28 protein-coding genes and 3 pseudogenes are annotated in these 25,128 nt (G+C 71.2%); 20 read left to right on the forward strand and 11 right to left on the reverse strand.

Going from position 1 to position 25,128, the window contains the following annotated elements:
- Positions 1 to 17: 17 nt before the first annotated feature.
- The gene (locus ACFYVR_RS00365; protein WP_387468617.1) at positions 18 to 443 is read right to left on the reverse strand and encodes a cupredoxin domain-containing protein; all 426 of its coding nucleotides are present in this window, start codon (positions 441 to 443) and stop codon (positions 18 to 20) included.
- A gap of 167 nt (positions 444 to 610) precedes the next feature.
- On the opposite strand from ACFYVR_RS00365, the gene ACFYVR_RS00370 reads away from it, so the two are divergent.
- The 9 genes from ACFYVR_RS00370 to ACFYVR_RS00410 all read left to right on the forward strand — a co-directional run bounded on the left by ACFYVR_RS00370 (position 611) and on the right by ACFYVR_RS00410 (position 10,383).
- Positions 611 to 1,156, forward strand: coding sequence for a DUF2231 domain-containing protein (locus tag ACFYVR_RS00370; protein WP_387468618.1), 546 nt, complete (start codon positions 611 to 613; stop codon positions 1,154 to 1,156).
- Positions 1,157 to 1,270: 114 nt separating this feature from the next.
- Positions 1,271 to 3,661 (forward strand): ATP-binding protein, encoded by a 2,391-nt coding sequence (locus ACFYVR_RS00375; RefSeq protein WP_387468619.1) that lies wholly within the window; start codon positions 1,271 to 1,273, stop codon positions 3,659 to 3,661.
- A 93-nt stretch (positions 3,662 to 3,754) separates the two neighbouring features.
- Entirely contained in the window at positions 3,755 to 4,648 is an 894-nt protein-coding gene (locus ACFYVR_RS00380) for a Ku protein (protein WP_387468620.1), read from the forward strand.
- 59 nt (positions 4,649 to 4,707) lie between these two features.
- A complete protein-coding gene (locus ACFYVR_RS00385; protein WP_387468621.1) occupies positions 4,708 to 4,908 on the forward strand; it encodes a hypothetical protein in 201 nt (66 codons plus the stop codon).
- 33 nt (positions 4,909 to 4,941) lie between these two features.
- Positions 4,942 to 7,080: a catalase gene (locus ACFYVR_RS00390; protein WP_387468622.1), complete on the forward strand. Its 2,139-nt coding sequence runs from the start codon at positions 4,942 to 4,944 to the stop codon at positions 7,078 to 7,080.
- Between the two features lie 78 nt (positions 7,081 to 7,158).
- On the forward strand, positions 7,159 to 7,428 hold the full coding sequence (locus tag ACFYVR_RS00395; protein WP_387468623.1) for a Rho termination factor N-terminal domain-containing protein: 270 nt from the start codon (positions 7,159 to 7,161) through the stop codon (positions 7,426 to 7,428).
- Positions 7,429 to 7,466: 38 nt separating this feature from the next.
- Positions 7,467 to 8,012, forward strand: coding sequence for a DUF6328 family protein (locus ACFYVR_RS00400; protein ID WP_387468624.1), 546 nt, complete (start codon positions 7,467 to 7,469; stop codon positions 8,010 to 8,012).
- Between the two features lie 66 nt (positions 8,013 to 8,078).
- Complete coding sequence (locus ACFYVR_RS00405; RefSeq protein WP_387468625.1) at positions 8,079 to 9,104, forward strand: iron-containing redox enzyme family protein; 1,026 nt, start codon at positions 8,079 to 8,081, stop codon at positions 9,102 to 9,104.
- Between the two features lie 64 nt (positions 9,105 to 9,168).
- Complete coding sequence (locus ACFYVR_RS00410) at positions 9,169 to 10,383, forward strand: glutamate--cysteine ligase (protein WP_387468626.1); 1,215 nt, start codon at positions 9,169 to 9,171, stop codon at positions 10,381 to 10,383.
- 25 nt (positions 10,384 to 10,408) lie between these two features.
- Here ACFYVR_RS00410 and ACFYVR_RS00415 read toward each other — a convergent pair whose 3' ends face one another.
- The 4 genes and pseudogenes from ACFYVR_RS00415 to ACFYVR_RS00430 all read right to left on the reverse strand — a co-directional run bounded on the left by ACFYVR_RS00415 (position 10,409) and on the right by ACFYVR_RS00430 (position 12,878).
- Positions 10,409 to 11,116 carry a SigB/SigF/SigG family RNA polymerase sigma factor gene (locus ACFYVR_RS00415; protein ID WP_387468627.1) on the reverse strand — a complete coding sequence of 236 codons (708 nt, stop codon included), beginning with the start codon at positions 11,114 to 11,116 and terminating at the stop codon, positions 10,409 to 10,411.
- A 71-nt stretch (positions 11,117 to 11,187) separates the two neighbouring features.
- Entirely contained in the window at positions 11,188 to 11,604 is a 417-nt protein-coding gene (locus ACFYVR_RS00420) for an ATP-binding protein (protein ID WP_387468628.1), read from the reverse strand.
- A gap of 78 nt (positions 11,605 to 11,682) precedes the next feature.
- Entirely contained in the window at positions 11,683 to 11,838 is a 156-nt protein-coding gene (locus tag ACFYVR_RS00425; protein WP_387468629.1) for a DUF6131 family protein, read from the reverse strand.
- A 79-nt stretch (positions 11,839 to 11,917) separates the two neighbouring features.
- Positions 11,918 to 12,878 (reverse strand): annotated as a pseudogene (locus tag ACFYVR_RS00430) (TIGR03557 family F420-dependent LLM class oxidoreductase).
- Between the two features lie 83 nt (positions 12,879 to 12,961).
- Here ACFYVR_RS00430 and ACFYVR_RS00435 point away from each other — a divergent pair.
- From ACFYVR_RS00435 to ACFYVR_RS00455, 5 genes and pseudogenes are all read left to right on the forward strand, one after another.
- Entirely contained in the window at positions 12,962 to 13,609 is a 648-nt protein-coding gene (locus tag ACFYVR_RS00435; protein ID WP_387468630.1) for a hypothetical protein, read from the forward strand.
- Positions 13,606 to 13,866 (forward strand): BON domain-containing protein, encoded by a 261-nt coding sequence (locus tag ACFYVR_RS00440; protein WP_387468631.1) that lies wholly within the window; start codon positions 13,606 to 13,608, stop codon positions 13,864 to 13,866. The genes ACFYVR_RS00435 and ACFYVR_RS00440 overlap by 4 nt, the downstream gene beginning before the upstream one ends.
- The gene (locus ACFYVR_RS00445) at positions 13,866 to 14,603 is read left to right on the forward strand and encodes a metallophosphoesterase (RefSeq protein ID WP_387468632.1); all 738 of its coding nucleotides are present in this window, start codon (positions 13,866 to 13,868) and stop codon (positions 14,601 to 14,603) included. The genes ACFYVR_RS00440 and ACFYVR_RS00445 overlap by 1 nt, the downstream gene beginning before the upstream one ends.
- Positions 14,604 to 14,915: 312 nt before the next feature.
- Positions 14,916 to 15,695, forward strand: a pseudogene (locus tag ACFYVR_RS00450) (thiamine pyrophosphate-binding protein); the annotation flags it as partial.
- A 116-nt stretch (positions 15,696 to 15,811) separates the two neighbouring features.
- A complete protein-coding gene (locus tag ACFYVR_RS00455) occupies positions 15,812 to 16,036 on the forward strand; it encodes a hypothetical protein (protein WP_387468633.1) in 225 nt (74 codons plus the stop codon).
- A 34-nt stretch (positions 16,037 to 16,070) separates the two neighbouring features.
- On the opposite strand, the gene ACFYVR_RS00460 is transcribed toward ACFYVR_RS00455, so the two are convergent.
- The 5 genes and pseudogenes from ACFYVR_RS00460 to ACFYVR_RS00480 form a co-directional block, all read right to left on the reverse strand.
- Complete coding sequence (locus tag ACFYVR_RS00460; RefSeq protein ID WP_387468634.1) at positions 16,071 to 16,472, reverse strand: STAS domain-containing protein; 402 nt, start codon at positions 16,470 to 16,472, stop codon at positions 16,071 to 16,073.
- Positions 16,473 to 16,746: 274 nt separating this feature from the next.
- The gene (locus ACFYVR_RS00465; RefSeq protein ID WP_387468635.1) at positions 16,747 to 17,703 is read right to left on the reverse strand and encodes a glycosyltransferase family 2 protein; all 957 of its coding nucleotides are present in this window, start codon (positions 17,701 to 17,703) and stop codon (positions 16,747 to 16,749) included.
- Between the two features lie 10 nt (positions 17,704 to 17,713).
- Positions 17,714 to 18,241 carry a CinA family protein gene (locus ACFYVR_RS00470; protein ID WP_387468636.1) on the reverse strand — a complete coding sequence of 176 codons (528 nt, stop codon included), beginning with the start codon at positions 18,239 to 18,241 and terminating at the stop codon, positions 17,714 to 17,716.
- Entirely contained in the window at positions 18,238 to 18,465 is a 228-nt protein-coding gene (locus ACFYVR_RS00475) for a DUF6480 family protein (protein WP_387468637.1), read from the reverse strand. Before ACFYVR_RS00475 ends, ACFYVR_RS00470 begins: the two co-directional genes overlap by 4 nt.
- 85 nt (positions 18,466 to 18,550) lie before the next feature.
- Positions 18,551 to 18,670: pseudogene (locus tag ACFYVR_RS00480) on the reverse strand (DNA topoisomerase IB); the annotation flags it as partial.
- A 128-nt stretch (positions 18,671 to 18,798) separates the two neighbouring features.
- Here ACFYVR_RS00480 and ACFYVR_RS00485 point away from each other — a divergent pair.
- From ACFYVR_RS00485 to ACFYVR_RS00510, 6 genes are all read left to right on the forward strand, one after another.
- Complete coding sequence (locus ACFYVR_RS00485) at positions 18,799 to 19,527, forward strand: HemK2/MTQ2 family protein methyltransferase (RefSeq protein WP_387468638.1); 729 nt, start codon at positions 18,799 to 18,801, stop codon at positions 19,525 to 19,527.
- A gap of 100 nt (positions 19,528 to 19,627) precedes the next feature.
- Complete coding sequence (locus ACFYVR_RS00490; protein WP_387470246.1) at positions 19,628 to 19,777, forward strand: CDGSH iron-sulfur domain-containing protein; 150 nt, start codon at positions 19,628 to 19,630, stop codon at positions 19,775 to 19,777.
- A 170-nt stretch (positions 19,778 to 19,947) separates the two neighbouring features.
- Positions 19,948 to 20,181 (forward strand): hypothetical protein, encoded by a 234-nt coding sequence (locus ACFYVR_RS00495; protein ID WP_387468639.1) that lies wholly within the window; start codon positions 19,948 to 19,950, stop codon positions 20,179 to 20,181.
- Positions 20,182 to 20,206: 25 nt separating this feature from the next.
- Positions 20,207 to 21,565, forward strand: a complete 1,359-nt coding sequence (locus ACFYVR_RS00500; RefSeq protein WP_387468640.1) for a cryptochrome/photolyase family protein — start codon at positions 20,207 to 20,209, stop codon at positions 21,563 to 21,565.
- 29 nt (positions 21,566 to 21,594) lie between these two features.
- Positions 21,595 to 22,959, forward strand: coding sequence for a TIGR01777 family oxidoreductase (locus tag ACFYVR_RS00505; protein ID WP_387468641.1), 1,365 nt, complete (start codon positions 21,595 to 21,597; stop codon positions 22,957 to 22,959).
- Positions 22,956 to 24,476 carry an SDR family oxidoreductase gene (locus tag ACFYVR_RS00510; protein ID WP_387468642.1) on the forward strand — a complete coding sequence of 507 codons (1,521 nt, stop codon included), beginning with the start codon at positions 22,956 to 22,958 and terminating at the stop codon, positions 24,474 to 24,476. The genes ACFYVR_RS00505 and ACFYVR_RS00510 overlap by 4 nt, the downstream gene beginning before the upstream one ends.
- On the opposite strand, the gene ACFYVR_RS00515 is transcribed toward ACFYVR_RS00510, so the two are convergent.
- Complete coding sequence (locus ACFYVR_RS00515) at positions 24,446 to 25,027, reverse strand: lipocalin family protein (RefSeq protein WP_387468643.1); 582 nt, start codon at positions 25,025 to 25,027, stop codon at positions 24,446 to 24,448. The two genes, ACFYVR_RS00510 and ACFYVR_RS00515, sit on opposite strands and share 31 nt — an antisense overlap.
- Between the last annotated feature and the right edge of the window lie 101 nt (positions 25,028 to 25,128).

The raw sequence follows: 25,128 nt of genomic DNA on the forward strand, positions 1-25,128 counted from the left end.
AGCGGTGCCGCGGGATCTCACTGGACGACGAGTGTTCCGGTCATCTCGGGGTGGTAGCGGCAGTGGAACGGGTAGGTCCCGGGAGTTGTGGGCGCCCGGAAGGTTGCGGTGGAGTTGCCGTCGACGTCCTCGTCGAAGGCGCCCGCGGTGTCGGAGGTGACGGAGTGTTCGACACCGTCCTGGTTGTCGATCGAGACCTCGGCGCCCGCGCGGACGGTGACCGGTGAGGTGAACGCGAAGTCCCGTACGAGGACGGACGCTTCGCCGGCCGGTGTGCTCGCCTCCCCCTCGTCGTGGGTGCCCTCGTGGTCGTCACTCGGATTGACCATCGACATCTGTGGTGCCTCGGGGGTGGTGGGCTCGTTGTCGGAGTCGCATCCGGTCACCAGTCCCACGCCGAGGGTGAGACCGGCGATTCCCGCTGCGAGCTTGCCTGTTTTCATCGCCTGCTCCTCTCCTGGACCTCGAGTCCCACGGGTCCTGGACCTCGCGTCCACAGGCTTGATTTCGCTCCTCGTTCGTACCACGCGCGGTGTCGCGCCCGCACGGACCGACCGTCCAACTTCCCGTTCCCGGTTTGGCGTGGCGAGTGGGTGGGTACGGCCCGTGCATGACTGTGCGTGATCTGCTGTCGAGACCGGACTCCGTCACCGGGCTGGACCGCGTCGGTGACCCGCTCCGCGATCGCATCGCGGGGCTGCTGGATCGACACCCGGTGGTGGCGGGATTGCTGCGCGGCTCGTGGCTCGGGCATCCCGTTCATCCCGCGTTGGTGACCCTGCCGGTCGGTTCGTGGACGGCCGCGGTGGTTCTGGATCTGACGCTGCGCGACCACCGTGCTGCTCGTCGGCTCATCGGTGTGGGAATCGCGGCCTTTCCGGTCGCGGCGGTGACGGGGTGGGCGGACTGGGCGGCGCGTGGTGATCGTGACCGCCGCGCCGGGTTGGTCCACGCCGGAGCCAATGTGGTCGCGGCGGGGGCCATGCTCCGCTCGTTCCGTCTGCGCCGGAATTCGGCCGGTCTGCGTGCGCAGGCGTGGAGCGGGCTGGGACTGGCGGTCGCGACGGCGAGCGCCGCTCTGGGCGGCCACATCGCCTATTCCGTGGCGCCGGAGGGCGACACCGACGCGGATTCGTCGGTACTCGTGTCCCCCTGACCCGGGCTGCGGACGCCCGTCGTGGGAGGTCGGCTGCCGAACTCCCGACGGTGTTCGGTGCCCGGCCATATGCTGGGTGGGCAAGGACGGCGCGCTGGCGAATCGCAGGCACCCATGAACGACGACGACCGTTCCCTCGCCCGACGGGACGTGATCACGGCCCCGCACCGACTGACCCGGGTTCGGAGCGCCTCGGCCAGAGACGGCAACCTTCCGCTCGAACTGACGAGTTTCGTCGACCGGCGCTCGGAGGTGGCAGAGGCGAAGAATCGGTTGGGGTCCTTCCGCCTGGTCACGTTGACCGGTACCGGTGGGACCGGCAAGACCCGGTTGGCGACCAGGGTGGCCGAACAGGCGCGTTCGGCGTTCTCCGACGGTGTCTGGCTGGTCGAGTTGTCGGAGTTGCACGACGGAGCGCTGGTCGGTGAGGTGGTGGCCGGGGTGTTGGGGCTGCGGACCCGGACGCCACGGAGCACGTTCGAGGTGTTGGCGGAGTATCTCGGCGAGCGTGAGCTGCTGCTCGTTCTCGACAGCTGCGAACATGTCGTCGACGCGGTCGCCGTTCTGGTCGACCCGCTGCTTCGGCGATGTCGGGGTCTGCGGATTCTCGCGACGAGTCGGGAGTCGCTCGGCGTGGTCGGTGAATCGTTGTTCGTGGTTCCGCCGTTGCCCTTTTCGCGGCGCGACGGCACCGGGGTGTCCACGACCGGGGTGTCCACGGAGGACGCCGCCCTGACCCTGTTCTCGGAACGTGCGGTGGCCGCGGTGCCGGAGTTCGAGGTGACGAAGCAGAACCGGGCGACGGTGGAGTGGATCTGTGCGGGCCTGGACGGGCTGCCACTGGCGATCGAGCTCGCGGCGGCGAACCTGCGGTCCATGTCGCTCGAGCAACTCTCGGCCCGGTTGGACCGCAGGTACGCGCTGCTCACCCGCGGTCCGAGGGAGGCCCCCGCCCGGCAGCGGACCCTGCGGTCGACCGTCGACTGGAGTTACGAACTGTGCACCGAGCCGGAGCGTCTGGTGTGGGCGCGCATGTCGGTGTTCGCGGGCAGTTTCGAGCTCGCCGCGGCGGAGGCCGTGCTGGCACCGGACCTCGCGCCGCTCGACGTCCTCGATGCGCTCTCGGCGCTCGTGGACAAGTCGATACTCATTCGCGACGAGGTGGACGGCACGGTGCGGTTCCGGATGCTCGACACGATCCGGGATTACGGGTGCGACCGGCTCGAGCAGGCCGGCGACGCGCAGCGGTGGCGCAGGAGGCACCGCGACTGGTGTCGTCGTCTCGCCATCGCCACCGACGACGCCTGGCTCAGCGAGCGGCAGCGTGACGCGATCGAGGCGCTCGCGCGGGAGCTGCCGAATCTGCGGGACGCTCTCGCGTTCGGGATGGCCGAGCGGGGCGGTGCGGGTGTCTCGCTGCGTTTCGTCAATGCGCTGTTCCGCTTCTGGCTCGCCCGCGGCATGTTCACCGAGGGGCGCCGATGGATCGCGCAGGCGTTGGGCCTGCCCGCGGACCCGGTGCGTGACGGAGCCGAGGTCGTCGTCGCGATCAGCAACGCCATCACCCTCGGCGGTCTCCAGGGCGAGCTCGGGGAGGGTCGGTCGCTGGTCGAGCGGGCGCGTCGGGTGGCCGAGGGGACGGATGATCCGTCTGTTCGGGGGTGCGTGGCGCACGCTGAGGGTTTCTACTCGCAGTGCAGTGGCGATTTCCCGCGGGCGCGGGCGCTCCTGACGGAGGCGCTCGGCACCTGTGTCGAGGTCGGGGATCCCCGGGTCGAGGTGGAGATCCGGCTCAAGCTCGGGTGGGCTCACGGGCTCGACCGCGACAGCGTCGGTGCGGTTCCCGAGTTCGAGAAGGCCCGTGTGGTGACCGCCGGCTGCGGTGAGGAGGTGTACCAGTCGTACGCCCTCGAGGGCATCGGGGTCGCCCAGTGGCAGCGCGGTGAGTTCGAGCGTGCGGACGACGCTCTGCGCCGAGGACTTCGGCTGGCCCGTGCGCGCAGTGACCCGTACATGGCCGCGATGTGCATCGAGGGGTTGGCGTGGGTGGCGACCGGTGCCGGCGACATGGCGCGTGCAGCGACGCTGATGGCCGCCGCCGAGCGGGTCGCTGAGTTGGCGGACAGTTCGACGGTCGCGTTCCCGACCCTGCTCGAGCACCACGACGACTGCGAGCGACAGGTGCGCGCGGAACTGTCGCGGGCGCGGCTCGAGGTGGCCCGGTCGACCGGGGCCGCGTTCGACCTCGCGACCGCCGCGGCGTACGCGCTCGGAGACGGGTCGACCGGGGCGTCACCGACCGCGGAACCCGGGCCGGTCGACCTGACCCGACGGGAGAGCGAGGTGGCCGCGCTGGTGGCGCAGGGGTTGACGAACAAGGAGATCGCGGCGGTCCTGGTCATCTCCCGGCGTACGGTCGACGGCCATGTCGAACACATTCTCGCCAAGCTCGGATTCACCTCGCGTGCGCAGGTTGCCGCGTGGGAGGTGGGCCGCCGCCGGTGAGCCGGGGACGGTTTCGGGGACTGCCGTCGCGGGTACCACCCGCATGGCCGGGCTGCGAGGGGGAACTCGACACCGGAAGGGAGGCGGGCGGCGATGCGATCGATGTGGAAGGGCACGGTGGCGTTCGGGCTGGTCGCGATCCCGGTTCGGCTGTACTCGGCGACCGAGAACCGGAACCTGTCGTTCCATCAGGTGCACGTCGAGGACGGGAGCCGGGTTCGGCACCGCAGGTTCTGCGAGGCCGAGGACAAGGAGGTCCCGTACGACGAGATCGGGAAGGGCTTCGAGACGGAGGACGGCAAGGTGGTCGTGCTGACCGAGAAGGATCTCGACGACCTGCCACTGCCCAGTGCCCACACGATCGAGGTGCTCCGCTTCGTCCCGATCGAGTCGGTCGATCCGGTGTACTTCGATCGGAGCTACTTTCTCGAACCGGAGAAGTCGGCGGTCAAGCCGTTCCTGATGTTGCGGGATGCGATGAGCAAGTCCGGGCAGGTGGCGGTGACCAAGATCGCGATCCGGCAGCGTGAATCCCTCGCGCTGCTGCGCGTGTACCGGGACGTGATCATGATCGAGACGATGCTGTGGCCCGACGAGGTGCGGGACCCGGATTTCGGTTTCCTGCAAGGGGATTCGCCGCAGGTCAGCGCCAAGGAGATGAAGATGGCCGCCACCCTGATCGAGGCGATGTCGGAACCGGTCTTCGAACCCGGTGACTACCACGACGACTTCCGGGAGGCGTTGCGGTCGCTGGTCGACGCGAAGATCGAGGGCGACGAGACCGTCGAGCAGCCGGCCTCGGCGGTGACGGCCGACGACGAGGTCACCAGCCTGCTCGAGGCGCTGTCGCACAGCATCGAATCCACCCGGGCCGGCCGGGACGAGAGCGGGAAGGAGAAGGCGTCGTCGAGTTCGAAGCGTCGGCCGGCGAAGTCGACCGCCAAGCGCGCCACCAGGTCTCGCAGCAAAGCCGGGTCGGCCGGCTGAGGTGTTTCGGCACGCCGCCTCCGGGGCACGCACCCCGGAGGATAGGAAGAAGGTGCGCCGTGAGAATCATCCTGCTCCTCGTGGTGGTGTGGCTGGTCATCGGTGCCGTGGCGGCCGGTCAACGCGGGTACTTCGGCAACGAGCCCGGTGACTGCGCCGGGGCGGGCACCATCGCCCTCACCGTGCTGGCGGGGCCGCTCAACTACGTCGGCGTCAATCCGAAGGTGACGGAATGTCAACTGCCGCAACCGAGTCAGTGATCGTCCGGCCACCACTCGATCGAGGAGGTATCCATGGTGGGCACGCCCGAGAACGCCGACATCCCCGGAAGTGACGGCAGGGACCGCAAGGACCGGCAGCTCGACGCCGCGCGGATGGAACGCGAGTCGGGTCACCTGACCACCGACCAGGGTGTCCGGGTGGCGCACACCGACGATTCGCTGACCGTCGGACAGCGCGGCCCGACGCTGCTCGAGGACTTCCACTTCCGGGAGAAGATCACCCGTTTCGACCACGAGCGGATCCCGGAACGGGTGGTGCACGCCCGCGGTGCGGGGGCGTACGGGGTGTTCCGGCCGTACGACGACCGGTTGGCGCGCTACACGGCGGCCCGGTTCCTGACCGACCCGGGCCGGGAGACCCCGGTGTTCGTGCGGTTCTCCACGGTCGCCGGTTCGCGCGGGTCCGCCGACACCGTGCGCGACGTCCGCGGGTTCGCGACGAAGTTCTACACGGACGAGGGCAACTACGACCTGGTCGGCAACAACTTCCCGGTGTTCTTCATCCAGGACGGGATCAAGTTCCCCGACCTGATCCATGCGGTCAAACCCGAGCCGCACAACGAGATCCCCCAGGCGCAGTCCGCGCACGACACCTTCTGGGATTTCGTGGCCCTGCAGCCCGAGACGCTGCACGCCGTCATGTGGCTGATGTCGGACCGCGCGCTGCCCCGCAGCTACCGGATGATGCAGGGTTTCGGCGTGCACACCTTCCGCTTCGTCGACGACGAGGGCCGCGGCACGTTCGTGAAGTTCCACTGGACCCCGGCACTGGGCGTGCACTCGCTGCTGTGGGAGGAGTGCCAGCAGATCGCGGGCAAGGACCCGGACTTCAATCGCCGGGACCTGTGGGACGCGATCGAGTCGGGGCAGTTCCCGGAGTGGGAACTCGGTGTCCAGTTGATCCCGGAATCGGACGAGCACGCCTTCCCGTTCGACCTGCTCGACGCGACGAAACTGGTCCCGGAGGAGCGGGTCCCGGTGCTCCCGGTCGGTCGCATGGTGCTCAACCGCAATCCCGACAACTTCTTCGCCGAAACCGAGCAGGTCGCCTTCCACACCGCGAACGTGGTGCCGGGCATCGACTTCACCAACGACCCCCTGCTCCAGGCCCGCAACTTCAGCTACCTCGACACCCAGCTGATCCGGCTCGGCGGCCCGAATTTCGCGCAGCTTCCGGTGAACCGGCCGCTCGCCGACGTCCGCACCCACCAGCAGGACGGATACGGCCAGCACCGGGTGCCGCGCGGTGTCGCCGCCTACTCCGAGAACTCCCTGGGCGGGGGCTGTCCTGCGCTGGCGGACGAGGGTGTCTTCCGGCACTACACCGAACGGGTCGACGGGGAGACGGTCCGGATGCGCAGCGAGAGCTTCGCCGATCATCACGGTCAGGCCCGACTGTTCTGGCACAGCATGTCCGAGACGGAGCGCGCCCACATCGTCGCGGCCTTCGGGTTCGAACTCGGCAAGGTGCGGGACGGGGACGTACGCGTCCGCGTCGTCGACCACCTCGACCGGATCTCCTCCCGGTTGGCCCAGCGGGTTGCGCCGCTGATCGGTGTCGCGCCGCCGCGTCCGGTCTCCGGTGACGAGGACGGCGAACGCTCCCCTGCTCTGTCCCAACTCGGCCGGAGCGCGGCCGGGGATCCTGCCACCCGCAGGGTCGCGGTGCTGGTCGCGGACGGTGTCGACGTCGTGGGCGTCCACCGCCTGCAGGAGACGCTGAACGAGGTCGGCGTCACGACCGAACTTCTCGGCCCCACCGAGGGCACCCTCCTGGGCGGGTCGGGGGGATCGGTGGTCGTCGACCGGGCGATCAACACGATGGGTTCGGTGCTCTACGACGGGGTGATCGTGCCGTGCGGACCGGCGGCCGTCGCCACGCTCGCCGCGGACGGTGCGGCGGTGCACTTCGTCACCGAGGCGTACCGGCATGCGAAACCGGTCGCCGCATTCGGGGTGGGACTGGACCTGCTGCGCGCCGCCGGTGTGGACGAGCCGCTCGCCGACGGCGTCGACGTCGTGGTCTCGCACGGCGTGATCTCCTCGGCCGCCGCGTCCGACGCGCTGCCCACCGCCCTGTTCGGTGAATTCGCCGACGCACTGGCCGGGCATCGGGCCTGGGACCGCGACACCGGTTCGGTGCCGGCCTGAGTGTGTTTGACCCGCGCTCCGGCGGGCATCCGGCCGGGGGCGAATGACGACACACGCGACACCCGAAGGAGGTCACAGATGCCGAAGAAGGGTTCGGATCCACATCTGAAGGACCAGGAACTCTACGAGGAGCTGCGCGAGCAGGGCAACTCGAAGGAGAAGGCCGCGCGCATCTCGAATGCCGCCGCCGCGCGGGGGCGCAGTTCCGTGGGCCGCAAGGGCGGTCACGGGGAGTCCTACGAGGACCGCACCGTCCCGGAACTGCGTAAGCGCGCCAAGGAGATCGGACTGACCGGCTACTCGTCGATGAACAAGGGAGAACTCATCGACACGCTGCGCAACCACTGACACCACCGGTGTCGAGAACCACAGAGGACAGGTGCCCGATGCGGCGCACGCGAGACGACGACCCCCGGTCCCATGACGGGCCCGGCGCGGCGCCGGTCGCGCATCCGGAGATCGACGAGGACTGGGACCGGCTGGCACGCAACGAGACCCCCACCGAACGGCTGGATCGCAACTGGGCCAGCCTCCTGCAGGAACTGCGGGTCACCCAGACCGGTGTGCAGCTGCTCACCGGATTCCTCCTGATCCTGCCGTTCCAACCGCAGTTCGACCTCCTCACGAGCGTCGAACGCGGCATCTATCTCGCGACCATGCTGTGCGCGGCCGGTGCGACCCTGCTGCTGGTGGCGCCGGTGGGCATGCACCGCATCCTGTTCCGACAGCATCGGATCGGCACGCTCGTCGTCGCTGCCCACCACTGCGCACTCGGCGGGATGGCCCTGCTCGGGATCGCACTGGCCGGGGTGGTGACGTTGACGGTCGGAGCCGTGCTCGGTCCGAGCTTCGGGTTGCCGGCGGGCGGGATCGCCCTGGCCCTGTTCGGCTTCACCTGGCTCGCCTGGCCGTGGTGGCTGCGCACCCGGTGAAGCTGTGCCTGCACGAGCACGGCCGGTGATGTTTGGGTCCCGGTCGCGGGCGGTACCCGGTGTCTCGTGACGACCGCACCTCATCCTTCCCTGCCCATGCCCCGCGGCCCGCTGTCGTGGGCGGTGATCTCCACACTCGCCGGCGGCGCTCCAGGGTCGATGCCGGCACCACCGGAGACGGGGCGCGCGGATCCGCTGGGCGGGGACCTGCAGCTGGCGCTGCAGGTGTGTTACGAGCTGCACTACCGGGGTTTCCGCGACGTGGATCCTGAATGGGAGTGGGACCCGGACCTGATCGCGGTGCGCAATGCGGCCGAACGCCGCTTCCTGACCTGCCTGCGCTCCGCGGTACCCGGCGGCACGGATCCGGAGGCCGCACTCGACGCGGTCACCGTGCCCCGGGCCGGTGCCGACTCCGTCGCCGGTCACCTCAGGGACCACGGGACGTGGGAGCAGATGCGCGAGTACTTCGCGCACCGCTCGATCTACCACCTCAAGGAAGCCGATCCCCTGGCGTGGGCGATCCCTCGACTGCACGGCCCGGCGAAGGCGGCGTTTGTCGCCGTCGAGTTCGACGAGTTCGGCGGGGGCCGGCCGGAACGAGTGCATGCCCGGCTGTTCGAGGACCTGCTGCGGGCGGCGAACCTGGACCACCGCTATCTCGGCTACCTCGACGACGTGCCGCCGGAGACCCTGGCGACCGCGAACCTGGTGTCCGCGTTCGGATTGCACCGGGGACTGCGGGGAGCGTTGGTCGGTCACTTCGCGACCGCGGAGACCACGACGCCGCCCGGTGCCCGGGCCCTGGTCGCCGCGCTCGAGCGGATGCAGGCACCGGCGGAGTGTGTGCGGTTCTACACCGAACACGTCGAGGCCGACGCGGTGCACGAGCAGGTGCTCCGGCACGACGTGGTGGCTGCCCTGGTCACTGCCGAGCCGGAACTGGCAGGCGACGTCGTGTTCGGCGTGCAGGCCACCACGCTGCTCGAGGACCGGCTGTCCCGGCGGCTGCTCGAGTGCTGGCGGAAGGGTTCGAGTTCACTTCTGTCGGTGCATGATTCGTCGCTGCACGAGGTGGGGTCGGGGGCCTGAGCCGGTGCCGCGCGGCGCATCCGGTGGTTGTTTCGGGCGCGGGCGCCTGGGCATACACCGCGGTATGAGTGACGACACGACCACCGACAGCGTGACGGCCCGACGAGGTACGTCCTCCGCGCCGTCGATCGGTGTGGAGGAGGAGTTCCTGCTCGTCGACCCCGACACCGGGAACCCGCTGATGCTCAACACGGCCGTGGCGGCGTCGGCGGCCGAGCTGGGGCTGGACCTGCAGCTGGAGTTGGCCCGCTGCCAGGTGGAGACGAACTCCCCGGTGTGCTGGGACGCACAGACGCTGCGCGGGCACCTGTTGCGGATGCGGTCGACGGCGGCCGCGGCCGCCATGCGACACGGCGGCAGGCTGATCGCCGTCGGCACGCCCCTCGTCGGACCGTGGCGGCTGCCGATCACCGACGCCGACCGCTATCGGAGGATGGCGGAGCGATTCGGCGTGCTGACCATCGAGCAGGGGGTGTGCGGATGCCACGTGCACGTGGCCGTACCCGACCGGGAGACCGCGGTGCAGGTGTGCAATCACGTCCGGCCGTGGCTGCCCACCCTTCTCGCGCTGGGCGGAAACAGTTCGGTGCACCGGGGGGTCGACAGCGGCTTCGCGAGCTGGCGGTCGATTCTGTGGTCCCGGTGGCCGGCGTCCGGCCCTCCCCCGCTGTTCGACTCCGCCGATCACTACGACCGGACGGTCGCGACGATGGTGGACGCGGGGGTGCTGATGGACGAGCGGATGGTGTACTGGGACATCCGGCCGTCCTGTCATCTGCCGACGGTCGAGCTGCGGGTCGCGGACGTGCAGGCCACCGTCGGCGAGACGGTGATGCTGGCGACGCTGATCCGGGCGCTGGCGATGACGGCGATCCGGGAGGTCGAGCGAGGCGACCCCGTACCCGCGGTGCCGCTGGACACACTGCGGGCGGCTACGTGGCTGGCGGCACGAGAAGGATTGTGCGGCAGCGCGATCGACCCGCGAATCGGACGTCCTGTCACCAGCGCGCACATGCTCGATGCCCTGGTCGCGCACGTCCACGACGCGCTCGACGAGCTGGGGGAGTTCCGGCACGTCCGCTCCGCACTGCGCAGGCAGCTCGCGAACGGCACCGGTGCGGAGTGGCAGCGGCGCAGCCTGCGCGAGCACGGGGACGCCGTGCGGGTGGTCGGGCTTGCCGTGGGCCGGACACTCGACGACGGCGTCCCGCTCGCGGGCAACGTGGCGGCGACGCTGGTGCCGGACTCGCCTCTGGTGCCGGAGGCGGCTCCCGAGTGATCCGGGCGGTCACTCGCCCTGCAGGTCACTCGCCCTGCAGTTCGGTCCTCAGCTGCGCGAGTGTCTTCGAGAGCAGCCGGGACACGTGCATCTGGGAGATGCCGACCCGCTCCGCGATCTCCGTCTGGGTCATGCCACCGAAGAAACGCAGGATCAGCACGGTGCGTTCGCGTTCCGGCAGGCGTTCGAGTGCCGGGCCGAGGGTGACGAAACTGTCGACCTTCTCGAGGGCGTGGTCGTCGTCGCCGAGGGTGTCGACCAGGGTGGCGTTGTCCTCGTGGTCGCCGACGGGCGCGTCGATGGACATCGTGTGATAGGCGCCGCCGGCGAGCAGACCCTCGGCGACGTCGGCGACGGGCACGTCCAGTTCGGCGGCGATCTCGCTCGCCGACGGGGCCCGGCCGAGCCGCTGGGACAGCGCACCGACGCACTTGGTGATCTCGAGGTGCAGGTCCTTCATCCGGCGGGGAACGCGCATCGCCCACCCGACGTCGCGGAAGTGGTGTCGCACCTCGCCCATGATCGTCGGGACAGCGAATGACACGAAGTCGGTTCCCCGGCTGACGTCGAAGCGGTCGACCGCGTTGACCAGACCGAGCCGGGCGACCTGCACCAGGTCGTCGTACGATTCGCCGCGGCCGCGGAACCGCCGTGCGATGTGCTCGGCCAAGGGCAGTGCGCGCGTGACGATCTCCTCGCGCAACGCGTCGACGTCGGCGTGCGGTCGGCTCATCTGTTCGAAGAGCGGTCCCAGATCGTCGTACGAGTTCGACGCGTCGGGCCCGTGGCCCCGAGCCACCGCCACTAGGCGTCGCCGCCGGCGGTCTTGGTGAACACGATGGTGGTGCGGTGTCCGGTGGTGTCGTGCTCGGGTGGCCGGCGGTCGACGGTGATGGTGTCGGTCAGCGTCTGCAGGACGTGCCAGCCGAAGCCGCGTTCGTCCGGAACGGTGTCGGTGACCGTGTCGGTTCGGGCGGTGGCCTCGAGGGTGAGCCCGGACACCCGGAAGGTGCAGACCAGTTCGGCCCCGCCGACTGCACCCTTGATCAGCTGCGAGCACACCTCGTCGACGGCGAGTTTGATGTCGGAGACGTCGTCGAGGTTGAAGTCCGCCAGCACCGCGATGGTCTCGGCGACCGCTCGCAGGACGGGCAGCTGACCGAACTCCGCGCACACCTTCACCTCGACCGGCGCGGTGGATGCGGTCGTGCCCTGTCCCATCGTGTCTCCTCCAGTGCCCCTGCGCCACGGCCCCACGGCGGCCTCCGTTCAGGTGGACATTACCCGCGTGTGGGGCTGTCAGTAGTAGTGAGCGCGTCCGCCGACGGCGTGGCCGGCCGCCCCCAGGATCCACAGGATCACGCCGATGACCAGCAGTACGAGTCCGATCGTCCACAGGATGGTGATGCCGAAGACGAACCCGACGATGGCGAGAATGAGTCCGAGAATGATCATGACTTGGCCTCCTTGACGAGCGGGCTCGATCTGCCCGATCGGCGTCTGTCTTCCCCTCCGCCGCGGATCGCAAACCTTCTCATGCGAGTTCGCGGACCGCGGACGACAACTCGTCCGCGAAGAAGTCGAGGAACCCGTCGGGCGACGGTCCGGCGTTGGTCAGGACCAGGTGGTCGAATCCGGCGTCGACGTAGCGTCGGGCTACGGCGACGTGGGCATCGGCGTCGGGGCCGCACCCGAACGAGGCGAGCATGTCGTCGGCGGCGACGAAGCGGGACGCCGCCTCGAACCCGGAGGGGTTCGGCAGTTCCGCCTGGACGGGCCAGCCGAGGGCCCCGAAGCGGAAAAGGGTGCGCGCGGACTCGGCGGCCTCGGTCTCGGTCGGTGCCCAGGCGAGCGACACCTCGGCGTAGCGGGGGCCGACGCCGCCGGCCCGGGCGTAGTCGTCGACCAGGGTGCCGTCGGGGTCGGTCGCGAACAGTCCGTCGGCGACGCGGCCGGCGAGTTGCGCCGCCGCCGTCCCCCCCGGCGGCCAGCAGGATCTGCGGTGGTTCCGGTGGCAGGTCGTACACGCGGGCGTCCTCGAGGTGCAGGTGTCTGCCGTCGTAGGAGTGGAATCCGCCGGACCACAGCAGGCGGATGATCTCCACGGCCTCGCGGAGCATCTCCTGCCTGACGTCGACGGGCGGCCAGCCTCGGCTCACGACGTGTTCGTTGAGGCGTTCGCCGGAGCCGAGGCCGAGCGCGAAACGGCCGTCCGACAGCAGCGCGGTGGTCGCGGCGGCTTGCGCCACGATCGCCGGGTGGTACCGGAGGAACGGGCAGGTGACGCCGGTGATCAGCCGGATCCGCCGCGTGCGTGCCGCGATCGCGGCGAGGACCGACCAGGCGAACGGGGAGTGACCGTGGTTGTCCAGCCACGGGTGGTAGTGGTCGCTGATCTCGACGAAGTCGAACCCGGCGTCCTCGGCGCGGACGGCCTGCCGGACCAGTTCGGTCGGACCGAACGCTTCGGCGAACAGTTTGTATCCGATCTCCATGGGGGGCGTCTACCCCGGAACCCGGTGCGACACACGGGCCGCCGAGGTGTTTGCCGCCGAACCTGCCCGGGTACCCGCCGGGGATGAAGATCGCTGCCGGAAGTGGGAGCCCTGAGATCCCCGGGGCGGAGGGTGAACGCGAGATCCTCCGGACCCTGACCCGGGTGGTGTCCGCGATCGACGCCGCCGGTATGCGGTTCGCGGTCGCGGGCGGTTGCGCGGTGTACGCGCGGGGCGGGCCGCCGACCGGTCACGACGTGGACGTGTTCCTCGCCCAGGAGGACGTCTCCCCCGCGTTGCGGGCGTTGGAGAAGGCGGGACTGCGGGCCTGCAACCCGCCGGAGGACTGGCTGGTCAAGGCGTACGACGGCACCGTCCTGGTCGACCTCGTGTTCCGTCCGAACGGCCGTCCCGTCGGGGACGAGCTCCTCGACCGTGCCACCTGGATGCGCATCGGGCCGACGGCGGCGTTGGTGATCAGTGCCACCGATCTGATGGTCGACAAACTGCTCGTCCTCGACGCCCATCGGTGCGACTTCGTGCCGCTGCTGCAGATCGCCCGGGACCTGCGGGAACAGGTGGACTGGTCGACGGTGGCGACGGAGGTGGCCGGATCCGCCTATGCCCGGGCCTTCCTGGTACTGGTCTCCGAGCTGGGCATCGCGTGCACCGTCGAGGGGTCGGGCACGCCCACCACCGCCGTCCGGGTCGAGGACAGTGAGTACGCATGAGCGACGACGCCTCCGAGCTGCCGCAGTACGTCGTGGCCCATCTGCGGCGGGCGTTCGCGGAGGACCCGAGGACCTGTGAGCTCGGTATCCGGGTGAGCGTGCGGGGCCGCTGGGTGTACCTGAGCGGAGAGGTGACCTGCGAGGACCGCAAGGACGCGTTGGAAGTGGTGCTGTGGGAACACTTTCCGTCGGCTCTCGTCCGCAACGACGTGCACGTCATGCGGCTGGGAGCGCCGGTCGAACACGAGGACCTGTGATGATCCGGGTGGCGGCGGTCGGTGACGTCCACCTCGCGGAGGACGCCCGCGGGCGTCTGCGTCCGGCGCTGACGGGACTGCCCCGCCAGGCCGATCTCCTGCTGCTGGCCGGTGACCTGACCCGGCACGGCACCGCCGAGGAGGCCGCGGTGTGCGCCGACGAACTGGGTGGGCTCGGGGTGCCCGTCGTGGCGGTGCTGGGGAACCACGACTACCACTCGGATCAGGTCGACGCGCTCACCGTCCTGCTGCAGGACTCCGGAATCACCGTGCTCGAAGGTGATTCCGCGACCGTGGCCGTCGACGGCACCCGCGTCGGGGTGGCGGGAGTCAAGGGATTCGGCGGCGGTTTCGCGGGCAAGTGCGCCAGCGCGTTCGGCGAACCGGAGATGCGGGCGTTCGCCGGACACACCGAGGAGGCGGCCGGGAAACTGGCTGCGGCACTGGCCGGTCTCGACACCGACGTGCGCATCGCCCTCACCCACTACGCGCCCATCTCCGACACCCTGCACGGGGAACCGCCGGAGATCTACCCGTTCCTCGGGTCGTATCTGCTCGGGGAGGCGATCGACACGCACCGCACCGACCTCGCGGTGCACGGCCACGCCCACGCCGGTTGCGAGCGGGGCACCACTCCGGGCGGGGTGCGGGTGCGCAACGTCGCCCAGCCGGTCATCCACGCGGCGTACGCGGTGTACTGCATCGAACCCGGTCCGGTCACCCGCACCGCGCGATGACGGGCCCGGACCCGGGTTTGCCCGCACCGACGCTGGGCATCCGGGGCGCATGACTGCGACCCCGCGACCCGGCCGGGGGTCGGGACCGGTCCCCGAGCCGATACCCCAGCCCCCCGTGCCGACTCCTCCGCCCCCGACGCCCCCGATCCCGGATCCGGAACCGGTTCCGGACCCCGAGCCGCACCCGACGCCGCCGGGTCCGATGCCCCCACACCCCGCACCGGTACCCGGGCCGGGACCGGACCCTGTTCCGCCCGCCCCGCCGCCGGTTCCCGGCCCGCCGGTGCAGGGCACAGCGGTGTGGGGCGGCAGGTGACGGACGTCGCGGATCACCTGCTGCAGCGGTTGCGGGACTGGGGCGTCGAGGTGGTCTTCGGCTGTCCCGGCGACGGGATCGGTGGACTGCTCGCCGCCTGGGGTCGCGCGGGGAACGAGCCGCGGTTCGTCCAGGCGCGACACGAGGAGATGGCCGCGAGCACCTGCGCCTGGCCATCGAACGGGTTCGAGGCGGTGGGGTACGCCAAGTTCACCGGACGCCTCGGGGTGTGCGTCGCGACCTCGGGACCGGGAGCGATCCACCTGCTCAACGGGTTGTACGACGCCAAGCTCGACCACGTCCCGGTCCTGGCCGTGGTGGGGCAGACCGACCGCAGCGCACTCGGGGGCTCCTATCAGCAGGAGGTGGACCTGCCGAGTCTGTTCACCGACGTCGCGAGCGACTACGCGGAGCTGGTGACGGTGCCGGAACAGTTGCCCAACGTCCTCGACCGCGCGATCCGCACCGCGCTGACGCGGCGCGCACCGACCGCCCTGGTGGTGCCGGCCGACGTGCAGGAGCTCGAGTACACGGCGCCGGGCCACGCCGCGAAGATGGTTCCGCCGAGTCTCGGCGTCGAGGACGTCACGACCCGTCCCGGGCAGGGGCCCCTCCGGCGGGCGGCCGAGGTGCTCAACGGGGGCTCGAAGGTGGCGATGCTCGTCGGGACCGGTGCCCGGGCGGCGGCCGCCGAGGTCACGGAGGTCGCGGACCGGCTCGGTGCCGGGGTGGCCAAGGCGTTGCGGGGCAAGGACGTCCTCCCCGACGACCTGCCAAAGACCAAGCTGCAGGAGGTATTTCCCGGTCGGAGCGGCGAATGAACAAGTGGAGAAACAGGTTTCGCATCGCCGCTTTCGGGGTACCTTTCGCACACCGGACGAGGAGGCCGACAGTGACGATGGATGGAACCGTCCCCGCACCGAAACGACAACCCGCAGGCGCGAAGAAGGCCACCGCGAAGGCACGGCCGATCGGAAAGGCCCGTCGGCGAGCGGTCGCGGCGCAGACGCTGCGGGAGGACGAGGACTACGTGGTCGCGGTGTGGCCGGATCCGAGTCCGCTGACGCCGTGGTGGGAGCAGGTGTTGCGCGGTCCGGCGCGGCCGCCGACCACCTGAACGGCCGGGCGGTACGCGGTGAATGCGCCGGGAACTACCCGGCCCGGCTGCCGGGCGCGGCCAGGATGCTGTCGACCGCGGCCTGGACGGACCGGAATCGGCTGAACCGATCGAGCAGGCCGCTGACGACGAGTGGACGCAGCACGCACCGCCCCCCGGGCACCAGCAGGAGGTCGACCCGGTTGCAGTCGGCGCGCATCTTCGCGACCGCGAGCGCTTGGAGCCCCGACAGTCCGAGGAAGTCCACGCGGGTCAGGTCGACGATCACCGACCGTGCGGCCTCGTCGATGCCGGAGTCGAGACCGTGGGCGAAGGCGGGCAGCGCCGTCTCGTCGACATCGCCGGTGACGCTGACGACCGTGATCGCCGGTGCCCTGCTCTCCCGGACGCCCAGGCAGACGTCGAGGGGAGCGTAGTGAAGTGTCAGTACGTGCACGGCCAACCTCCATCTTGGTTGCTCGTGTCTGCGAGCCCCGGAAACACAGCGGGAACTGTCGTTTCCATTTCAAGCGTTTCGATTTCGAGCGGAGAAGCCGTCCGACAGCGGGGGCCGGGCCGTCGGAACGATCAGGGGCAACCCCTGCTTCTGTCCTACCACACATGGCTCACGCCTCGCAGGGTTCGGGCGCACGGCCGCGCCGAACGGCGCCCGCGGTGCGCTGTGAGAACGGCGACCCCGGCCGACACCGAGGGCGCGCCTACCAGGGGGGTCACCACCACCGCGTCGCCGACGTCGGTGGCACACCGGTAGCCCGGCGGGCGGCGAGCAGCTCGAGCAGTTCCACGCGGCTCTCCAGGCCGTCGGACACGGGTGCCCGCCGGCCGAGGGCGGCGGGCGCGTGTCGCGCCAGCGACACCCACAGGGTCAGTTTCCGCGGATCGCGGACCGTGTCGCCGGCCAGGGCGGTCAGCAGGCGACGGCAGTGCGATCCGGGGCGGCGCATCAGCGCGGTGAGGATCCGGTTGCGTTCCTCGCGCCGGCGGCGGGCCGGACCGGGCATCGCGCCGGCGGACGGTTGGTGGTAGGCGACCACCTCGGGCACGTAGCACAGGGCCCATCCGAGCGTCGCCAGGTCGAGGGCGAGCATCTCCTCCTCGCCCGGGAAGTGCAGGACGTCGTTGAAACCGCCGGCCTCGAGGAAGGCGGTGCGGCGCACGATCGCCCCGCAGGCGAGGAATCCGAGGACCGAGGGGCCGGGCAGGGTCCTCTCCCGTCCGAGGGGGCTGCGCGCCATCTCCTCGCACACCGGATCGGTGCGGCCGGCGGGCAGCACCACCACCCGCGCGGCGACGAGCCCGAGTCGCGGGTGGTCGTCGAGGTGCTGCTCGGCGAGGCGCAACGCGTGCGGGTGGTACCAGGAATCGTCGTCGCAGAACGCGACGTAGCGGGTCACGGCCTGTTCGACGCCGACGTTGCGGGCCGCGACGCCGCAGTTGCGTTCCAACCGGATCCAGTCCACCGGGCGGTGCCCTGCGCCGGTCGCGTTCACCGCCTGGACGACGCCTGCGGTGTCGTCGGTGGACGCGTTGTCGACGACGACGACGGCCGGCGGTGGTCGCAGGGAGCGCAGTTCGCGCAGTGTTCGCTGCAACTCGACGGCCCGGTTGCGGGTGGCGACGACGACCGTGGTCGCGGACTGCAGTGGAGTGACGTCGCCGGCTGCCATGTCGCGTGGTCTACCCGCCCCGCCGCGGCACAAACCGGGGGTCGACGACCGACTCGGCCCGCGTGATCAGCAGTTCCAGCGCCCGCAGCACGGTGTGTTCGAGAATCTCCTCGGGCCTGCCGTCGAATCGGCGCTGTTCGGTGTGGCTGTTCCCGCGCCCGGCGACGCCGAACCACACCGTGCCGGGCGGGCGTCCGTCCTGCTCGCCGGGGCCGCCGACGCCGGTGACGGCGACGGCGATGTCGGCGTTCAGCAGCTCGGCGGCCGTCTCCGCCATCGCCCGCGCCGCGGCCTCGCACACCACCGGGCCCTCGGGCACCCGCAGCAGCGAGTGCTTGACCGTGCGCGAGTAGGCGACGATGCCGCCGCGGAACCAGTCGCCGGAATCGGGCGCCGCGCCGAGCCGGGACGCGACCGCGCCCGAGGTCAGCGACTCGGCGCAGGCCACCGTGACGGCACCGGCGGTCGCGAGGTCGGACAGCCGTTCGCACAGTGCCCGACCCCGGTCCGAACCGTCGGCGACGTCGCGAGCGCTCACAGGACGAGCGCGACGACGAGGACCACGAAGATCGCCACGATCGCGGCCACCGCCATCAGGGTGGCGACACCGGTGACCGGACGATGCTTGCTGGTGCGAGGTTCCGGTGCCGACAGCCCGGACGTCTGCGCCGATTCCGGTGGTGTCGCGCCGGGTGGCACGGAGCCGCTGGGTTCGAGATCGGGGGTGCGCGCCGGATCGGGGTCGGGAGGAGATGCGGTCACGAGGTGGCCTCCTTCACGAGATGGTGGTCTTCTCACGGGTACCCGGGCCGAGGCGCGTCACACCCGACGCAGCGTCACCGCGACAGCGGCCGGCCATCGTGAGCACCCGCTCGTGCTTCTCCTCGTCGCGTCGGGCCCGCCACAGCGGGTGGTACAGGTACTGCCGTCGCCCGGCGGCGTCCGTGCCGACGGCCTGGATGTGACCGGCGTCGGACGATGCCGGCCGTCGCGGGGTCACTGCGTAGTAGCCGCATCCGCTCCCCCGTTCCCGGCCCACCGGGAGGCGGGCCCACCCCACGTTTGCCCGTGACCGGTCCGGGGCATGCCGACCCGGTGCCCCTTCACGCCGAGGAAGTGCCCGCCGGGGAACTGCCCGCCGAGACGGTGCCGGTCAGCGGTCTCACGCCGCTCGGTCGCATCGTGCGCCTGCCCGGCGTGTATCGCCCGCAGGAGGACACGCATCTGCTGGCGACGGCGCTGGCGGGCATGTCTCTGGGTCGCCGCGCCCGGGTGCTCGACTACTGCACCGGCAGTGGTGCGGTGGCCGTCGCCGCCGCCCGGTGCGGAGCGGAAACCGTGGTGGCCGTGGATGTCTCGCCCCGTGCCACCGTGTCGGCGTGGCTCAACGCGCAGCTGAGGAGGCTGCCGATCCGGGTCCGCCGCGGCGGTCTTGACGTGGCCCGCCGGCTCGGCCCCTACGATGTGGTTCTCGCCAATCCCCCCTACGTGCCGGCGGCCGCCGACCGGCCGCCGACGGGCACCCGTCAGCACTGGAACGGCGGACCGGACGGGCGGGCGGTCATCGGCGCACTGTGCGTGCATGCCCGACATCTGTTGCGGCCCGGCGGGTCCCTCCTTCTCGTCCAGTCCGCGGTGGCCGACCCGGACCGCACGGTCACCGAGCTGCGGCGCGCCGGGCTGCGCGCACGGGTGGCGGCGCGGACGACGATTCCCTTCGGGCCCGTCATGCGGGACCAGTCCGGTTTCCTGTTGTCGCGGGGACTGATCGAGCCCGGTCAGGACCGGGAGGACGTGGTGGTGATCCGTGGCGACCGACCGTGACCGCGAAACCGGTTCGCGCCTCGACCTTTCCGGCCGGCACCCGGACTGGACCGGGCCAGGCGTGGACGTGATCAGGACCGTCCCCGGCGGGCCGCTGCTGGTGCGCGGCCCGCTGACGGTGACGATGCCGGGTGGGCACGAGGTGGTCTCGGACCGCTGCGTGGTGGCGGTGTGTCGCTGTGGCCGCAGTTCGATCCATCCCCTGTGCGACACCAGCCATCGGGATCGCTCACCGAGACGCACCGGGTAGCGGGCTCAGACCTTCCGCTGCTTGTCCCGCTTGGTGAAGATGACATACGCGATGACGCCGATCAGGATGAGGATTCCGATGATCTCCATGACGGCGGGGTACCCGCGTCCGCCGCGAATCATGCGTCCCGGTCGGGTTTGGCGGCGGGGCGGTCGGGGCACCGCCTCGACATGACCGAACCGCAATCACGCCCACCCGCCGACAACATCGAGGAAGAGGAGCAGGCCGCGAGCGGTGCCGAATCCCTCGACGAGGACCGGCTCGGCATGGATCCGCTGGACGAGGGGTACGACGCCCCCGACGGATGGTCGGAGGCCGACCGCTTCGGCACCACGGAGGCCGAGGGCAGGCGGGGTGAATCACTCGACGAACGGCTGCGCCAGGAGGAGCCGGAGGACGCGTGATCCAGCCGAACGGGACAATGGAGTCATGAGCAGGCCGTCTCTCGTCTGGTTTCGACGCGATCTCCGCCTGCACGACCTGCCGACACTGTTGTCCGCCGCGGACGACGGCGGCACAGCGGTGGCGCTCTTCGTCCTCGACGAGGCGCTGCTGCGGCCGTCCGGGCCACCACGCCGATCGTTCCTGGAGGGCTGCCTGCGGGTCCTCGACGAGAGCCTCGGTGGCCGCCTGCTGGTGGTCCGCGGCGACCCCACCGTTGTGGTGCCGGCGGTGGCCGCCGAGTTCGAGGCCACCGCGGTGCACGTCAGCGCCGACTTCGGTCCGTACGGCGCCCGCCGCGACGGGGTGGTCGAGGGCGCGCTCGACGGGGTTCCACTGGTCCGCACCGGCTCTCCCTACGCGGTGGCGCCGGGCCGTATCCGCAAGTCGGACGGGACCCCGTACCAGGTGTTCACCCCGTTCCGCCGGGCGTGGGCGGCTCACGGCTGGCGGGCACCGGCCGAGACGGGAGCCCACACCGTCACCTGGATCGACCCGGCGGGGTTCGACGCGCGGGTGCCGCTGCCCGGACCGGGCGCCGACGACCCGGAGTTCCCCCCGGCCGGCGAACGCGCGGCGCTGGACCGGTGGCGCGACTTCCGCGACCGGGACCTGACCGGATACGCGACCGACCGCGACCGCCCCGACCTCGACGTCACCAGCCGGCTCTCGCCGTACCTGAAGTTCGGCTGCATCCACCCCCGCACCGTTCTGTACGACCTGGCGGGCCGCTCCGACGCCGACGCGACGGCGCTGCGCGGCGAACTGGCGTGGCGGGACTTCTACGCGGACGTGCTGCACCATCGTCCGGACACGGCCCGCGGCAACTACAACCACCGCTTCGACACCATCGTGCACGACAGCGGCGCGGCCGCCGATCGCGCGTTCGACGCGTGGACACAGGGCCGGACCGGATTCCCGATCGTCGACGCCGGGATGCGGCAGCTGCTCGCCGAGGGATGGATGCACAACCGGGTCCGGATGATCGTCGCGTCGTTCCTGACCAAGGACCTGCACCTGCCGTGGTGGCGGGGCGCGCGGCACTTCATGACGCACCTCGTCGACGGCGATCTCGCGTCCAATCAGCACGGCTGGCAGTGGGCGGCGGGGTGCGGCACCGACGCGGCGCCGTACTTCCGGGTGTTCAACCCGACGGTGCAGGGTGAGAAGTTCGACCCGACAGGCGATTACGTGCGTCGCTGGGTGCCGGAGCTGCGGGGGGTCGCGGGCAGGCGGGTGCATCGGCTCCCCGACGGTCCCCCGCCCGGGTATCCGCATCCGATCGTCGACCATGCGGTGGAACGCCGGGTCGCGCTCGAACGATACGGACGGATGAGCAGCCCCTGACCGGTCGGAACCGCGCAGAAGGAGCACCCATGGGAATCGACTGCCAGGCCACCGTCCCGGCGCCGCTGCAGGAGGTGTTCGACTGGTTCGCGCGGCCCGGCGCGTTGACCCGGCTGCTGCCGCCCTGGCAGCCGATCGGTGTGGTCTCGGAGGCGACCTCCCTCGCCGACGGTCGCGCGGAACTGTCGCTGCCCGCGGGTCTGCGGTGGGTCGCCGAGCACGACCCGGCGGGCTACGACCCGCCCCACCGGTTCGTCGACCGGATCACCCGCGACGGGTGGGCGTCGCTGCCCGCCGGGCTGGCGCTGCCGTGGCGCCACGAGCACACCTTCGCCGCGGTCGACGACACCACCACCCGGGTGCGCGACCACGTCGAGACGCCGCTGCCGGAAGCGCTGCTGCGGCAGATGTTCGCGTACCGGTACCGGCAGCTCGCCGACGATCTCGCCGCGCACCGCGCCGCGCGGGACCGGGGCACCCGGCCGATGACCGTCGCGGTCACGGGCGCGTCGGGGCTCGTCGGGACCGCCCTGACCGCCTTCCTGAGCACCGGTGGACACCGGGTGGTGCGCCTGGTGCGGCGCGAACCCCGGCGCCGCGGCGAACGGCGATGGGACCCGGACGCACCGGCCGCCGACCTGCTGCGCGGCGTCGACGCGGTCGTCCACCTGGCGGGGGCGTCGATCGCGGGCCGGTTCACCGACGGTCACAAACGGGCCGTCCGGGACAGCCGGATCGGGCCGACGCGCCGCCTCGCCACCGTCGCCGCGCAGACATCGGGAGGCCCCGGCGTGTTCGTGTGCGCATCCGCGATCGGGTTCTACGGCTACGACCGCGACGACGAACCGCTCGACGAGGAGACCGGCCGGGGCGGCGGGTTCCTCGCGGACGTCGTCGCGGACTGGGAGGCCGCCACCACACCCGCCACCGGCGCCGGAATCCGTGTCGTGCGGGTGCGCACGGGCATCGTCCAATCTCCGCGTGGCGGCACCCTGCGGCTGATGCGTCCGCTGTTCGCGGCGGGGCTCGGCGGCCGCGTCGGTTCGGGTCGTCAGTGGCTCTCGTGGATCGACATCGACGACCTCGTCGACGTCTACCACCTGGCGTTGACCGATCGGCGGCTCTCCGGTGCGGTGAACGCGGTCGCACCGGAACCCGTGCGCGGCGCCGACTACGCGCGCACGCTGGCGTCGGTGCTGCACCGTCCGGCGCTGCTCCCGGTGCCCGGATTCGGGCCTCGCCTGCTCCTCGGCGACCAGGGTGCGCGGGAACTCGCGACGGCGAATCAGCGGGTACTGCCGCAGGTGCTGCACGACATCGGCCACCGCTTCCGGCACCCCGCCCTCGACACGTCACTGCGGCATCAGCTCGGGCACAGCCGGGAGCACCCGTGACGCTGCGGATCCTCGTCACCGGAGCGACCGGCTACATCGGTGGCCGGCTGGCGCCGCGCCTGGTCGAGGCCGGGCACCGGGTGCGCGTGCTGGCGCGGACCCCCGACAAGCTCCGCGACGTGCCGTGGGCCCGGGACGTGCAGGTCGTCCGGGGCGACCTGGACGACCCGGACACCCTCTCCGCCGCCTGCCGCGACATCGACGTCCTGTACTACCTGGCGCACTCGATGGGCGGCCCGCGGCGGTTCGAGGACGTCGAACTGCGGTGCGCCCACAACGTCGCCGACGCGGCACACCGGGCCGGAGTGGGCCGGGTGGTGTACCTCTCCGGCCTGCATCCCGACCCCGGCGGGTCGGGGACACGGCAGCTGTCGGCGCACCTGACGTCGCGGACCCGGGTCGGCGAGATCCTGCTCGCCTCCCCCGTCCCCACGCTCGTGTTGCAGGCGGGGGTGGTCATCGGGTCGGGATCGGCGTCGTTCGAGATGATCCGGCACCTGAGCAACCGGCTGCCGGTGATGACGACCCCGCGGTGGGTGGACAACCGGATCCAGCCGATCGCCGTGCGCGACGTGCTGCACTACCTGGTCGGGGCGGCCACCGCCCCACTGCCCCGCAGCCGGGCATACGACATCGGCGGCCCCGACATCCTCCGCTACGGCGAGATGATGCAGGTGTACGCCGAGGTCGCGGGCCTGCGCCGCCGCCGGATCGTCGTGCTGCCGGTCCTCACCCCGCGGCTCGCCGGGCTGTGGGTCGGACTGGTGACACCGATCCCCCCGAGGTTGGGGCGGGCGCTGATCGAGTCGGTGTCCACCGACGCGGTGATGCGCAACCACGACGTCGACGCAGTCGTCGCGCCGCCGCCGGAGGGTGTCACCGGATACCGGGAGGCGGTGCGGTTGGCGTTGCGCCGCATCGAACGCGGTGAGGTCGAAACCACCTGGGCGAACGCGTCTCCGGTCGGTGCGCCGGCCGAGCCGCTGCCGTCGGACCCGGACTGGGCCGGCGCCGCCGCGTACGTCGACGAACGCCACACCGACTGCCCGAGCGATCCGTGGTCGGTGTGGGCGGTCGTGGAAAGCGTCGGCGGCGAGAACGGCTGGTACTCCTTCCCGTTGGCGTGGTCGGTGCGCGGGTGGCTGGACCGGGCGGTCGGCGGGGTCGGCCTCGCCCGGGGCCGGCGGCACGCCCACACCCTGCACACCGGCGATGCGCTCGACTTCTGGCGGGTCGAGCGGATCGACCGGCCGGAGTTGCTGCGGCTGCGGGCCGAGATGCGTGCGCCCGGCGGCGCCTGGCTGGAATGGCGCCTGACCGCGGTCGGGCCGAGCCGGACCCGACTGGACCAGCGTGCGGTGTTCCTGCCGAAAGGCCTGGCGGGACGGCTCTACTGGTACGCCCTCGTCCCGTTCCACCGCGTGATCTTCACCGGGATGCTGGAGAACATCGCAGGCGCCGCCGGCCGCTCGGGTGCCGCCGCGGCTCAGACGGTGCAGAGGGGCCGGAGGTCCTGACGGCCCCCGCTGGTCGGGGAGGTCAGCATCAGGCAGGAGTTGTATCCCTGCGCCTCGACGACCTGCCGGATCTCCTGCCAGCGCGCGGCGTCGACGGCCGGGGTCCGCGACAGCACGAATCCGGACAGCCGGGTGGGGTCGCCGACCAGTGCCCACGAGTAGTCGTCGGCGATGTGCGCGACGAGGTAGTTGCTCGGCCCGTCGGGTGCGCTCTGCCCCGGTACCGACGGGAACGAGACGTGCAGTTCCGCGGGGCCGTTGACCCGGGCGTTGCCGACGATGCCCCGCCTGTCCCCGGTGATGGTGGTGCACGAATTCTCCACTCGCACATCACGGTCGCCGACCTGGGTGTACCGGGCGGTGGTGTCGCGGACGCAGTCGAGGTTGAACGGCGCGGGGTTGGCGGCCAGCTGGTGCCAGGTGCCGAGGTAGCGCGGTACGTCGATCCGGTCCACCGGGCGCAAGGCCGCGGCGGTCGCGGTGCCGGCTGCGAACAGTGCCAGAGCCGCCGCGGCGCAGGTGACGGCGACGGTGCGGATGATCGTTCTCACGGTGCGTCCTCCTGTGTGTTCGGGATGCGGTCGTCAGGTGTTCGGTGCCGGGTGCCCCGAGGATGGGTGCGGTACCCATCCGGTCCGCAGTCGGCACCGAA

Source organism: Rhodococcus sp. NPDC003318 (assembly GCF_042879035.1).
Taxonomy (GTDB): Bacteria; Actinomycetota; Actinomycetes; order Mycobacteriales; family Mycobacteriaceae; genus Rhodococcus_G.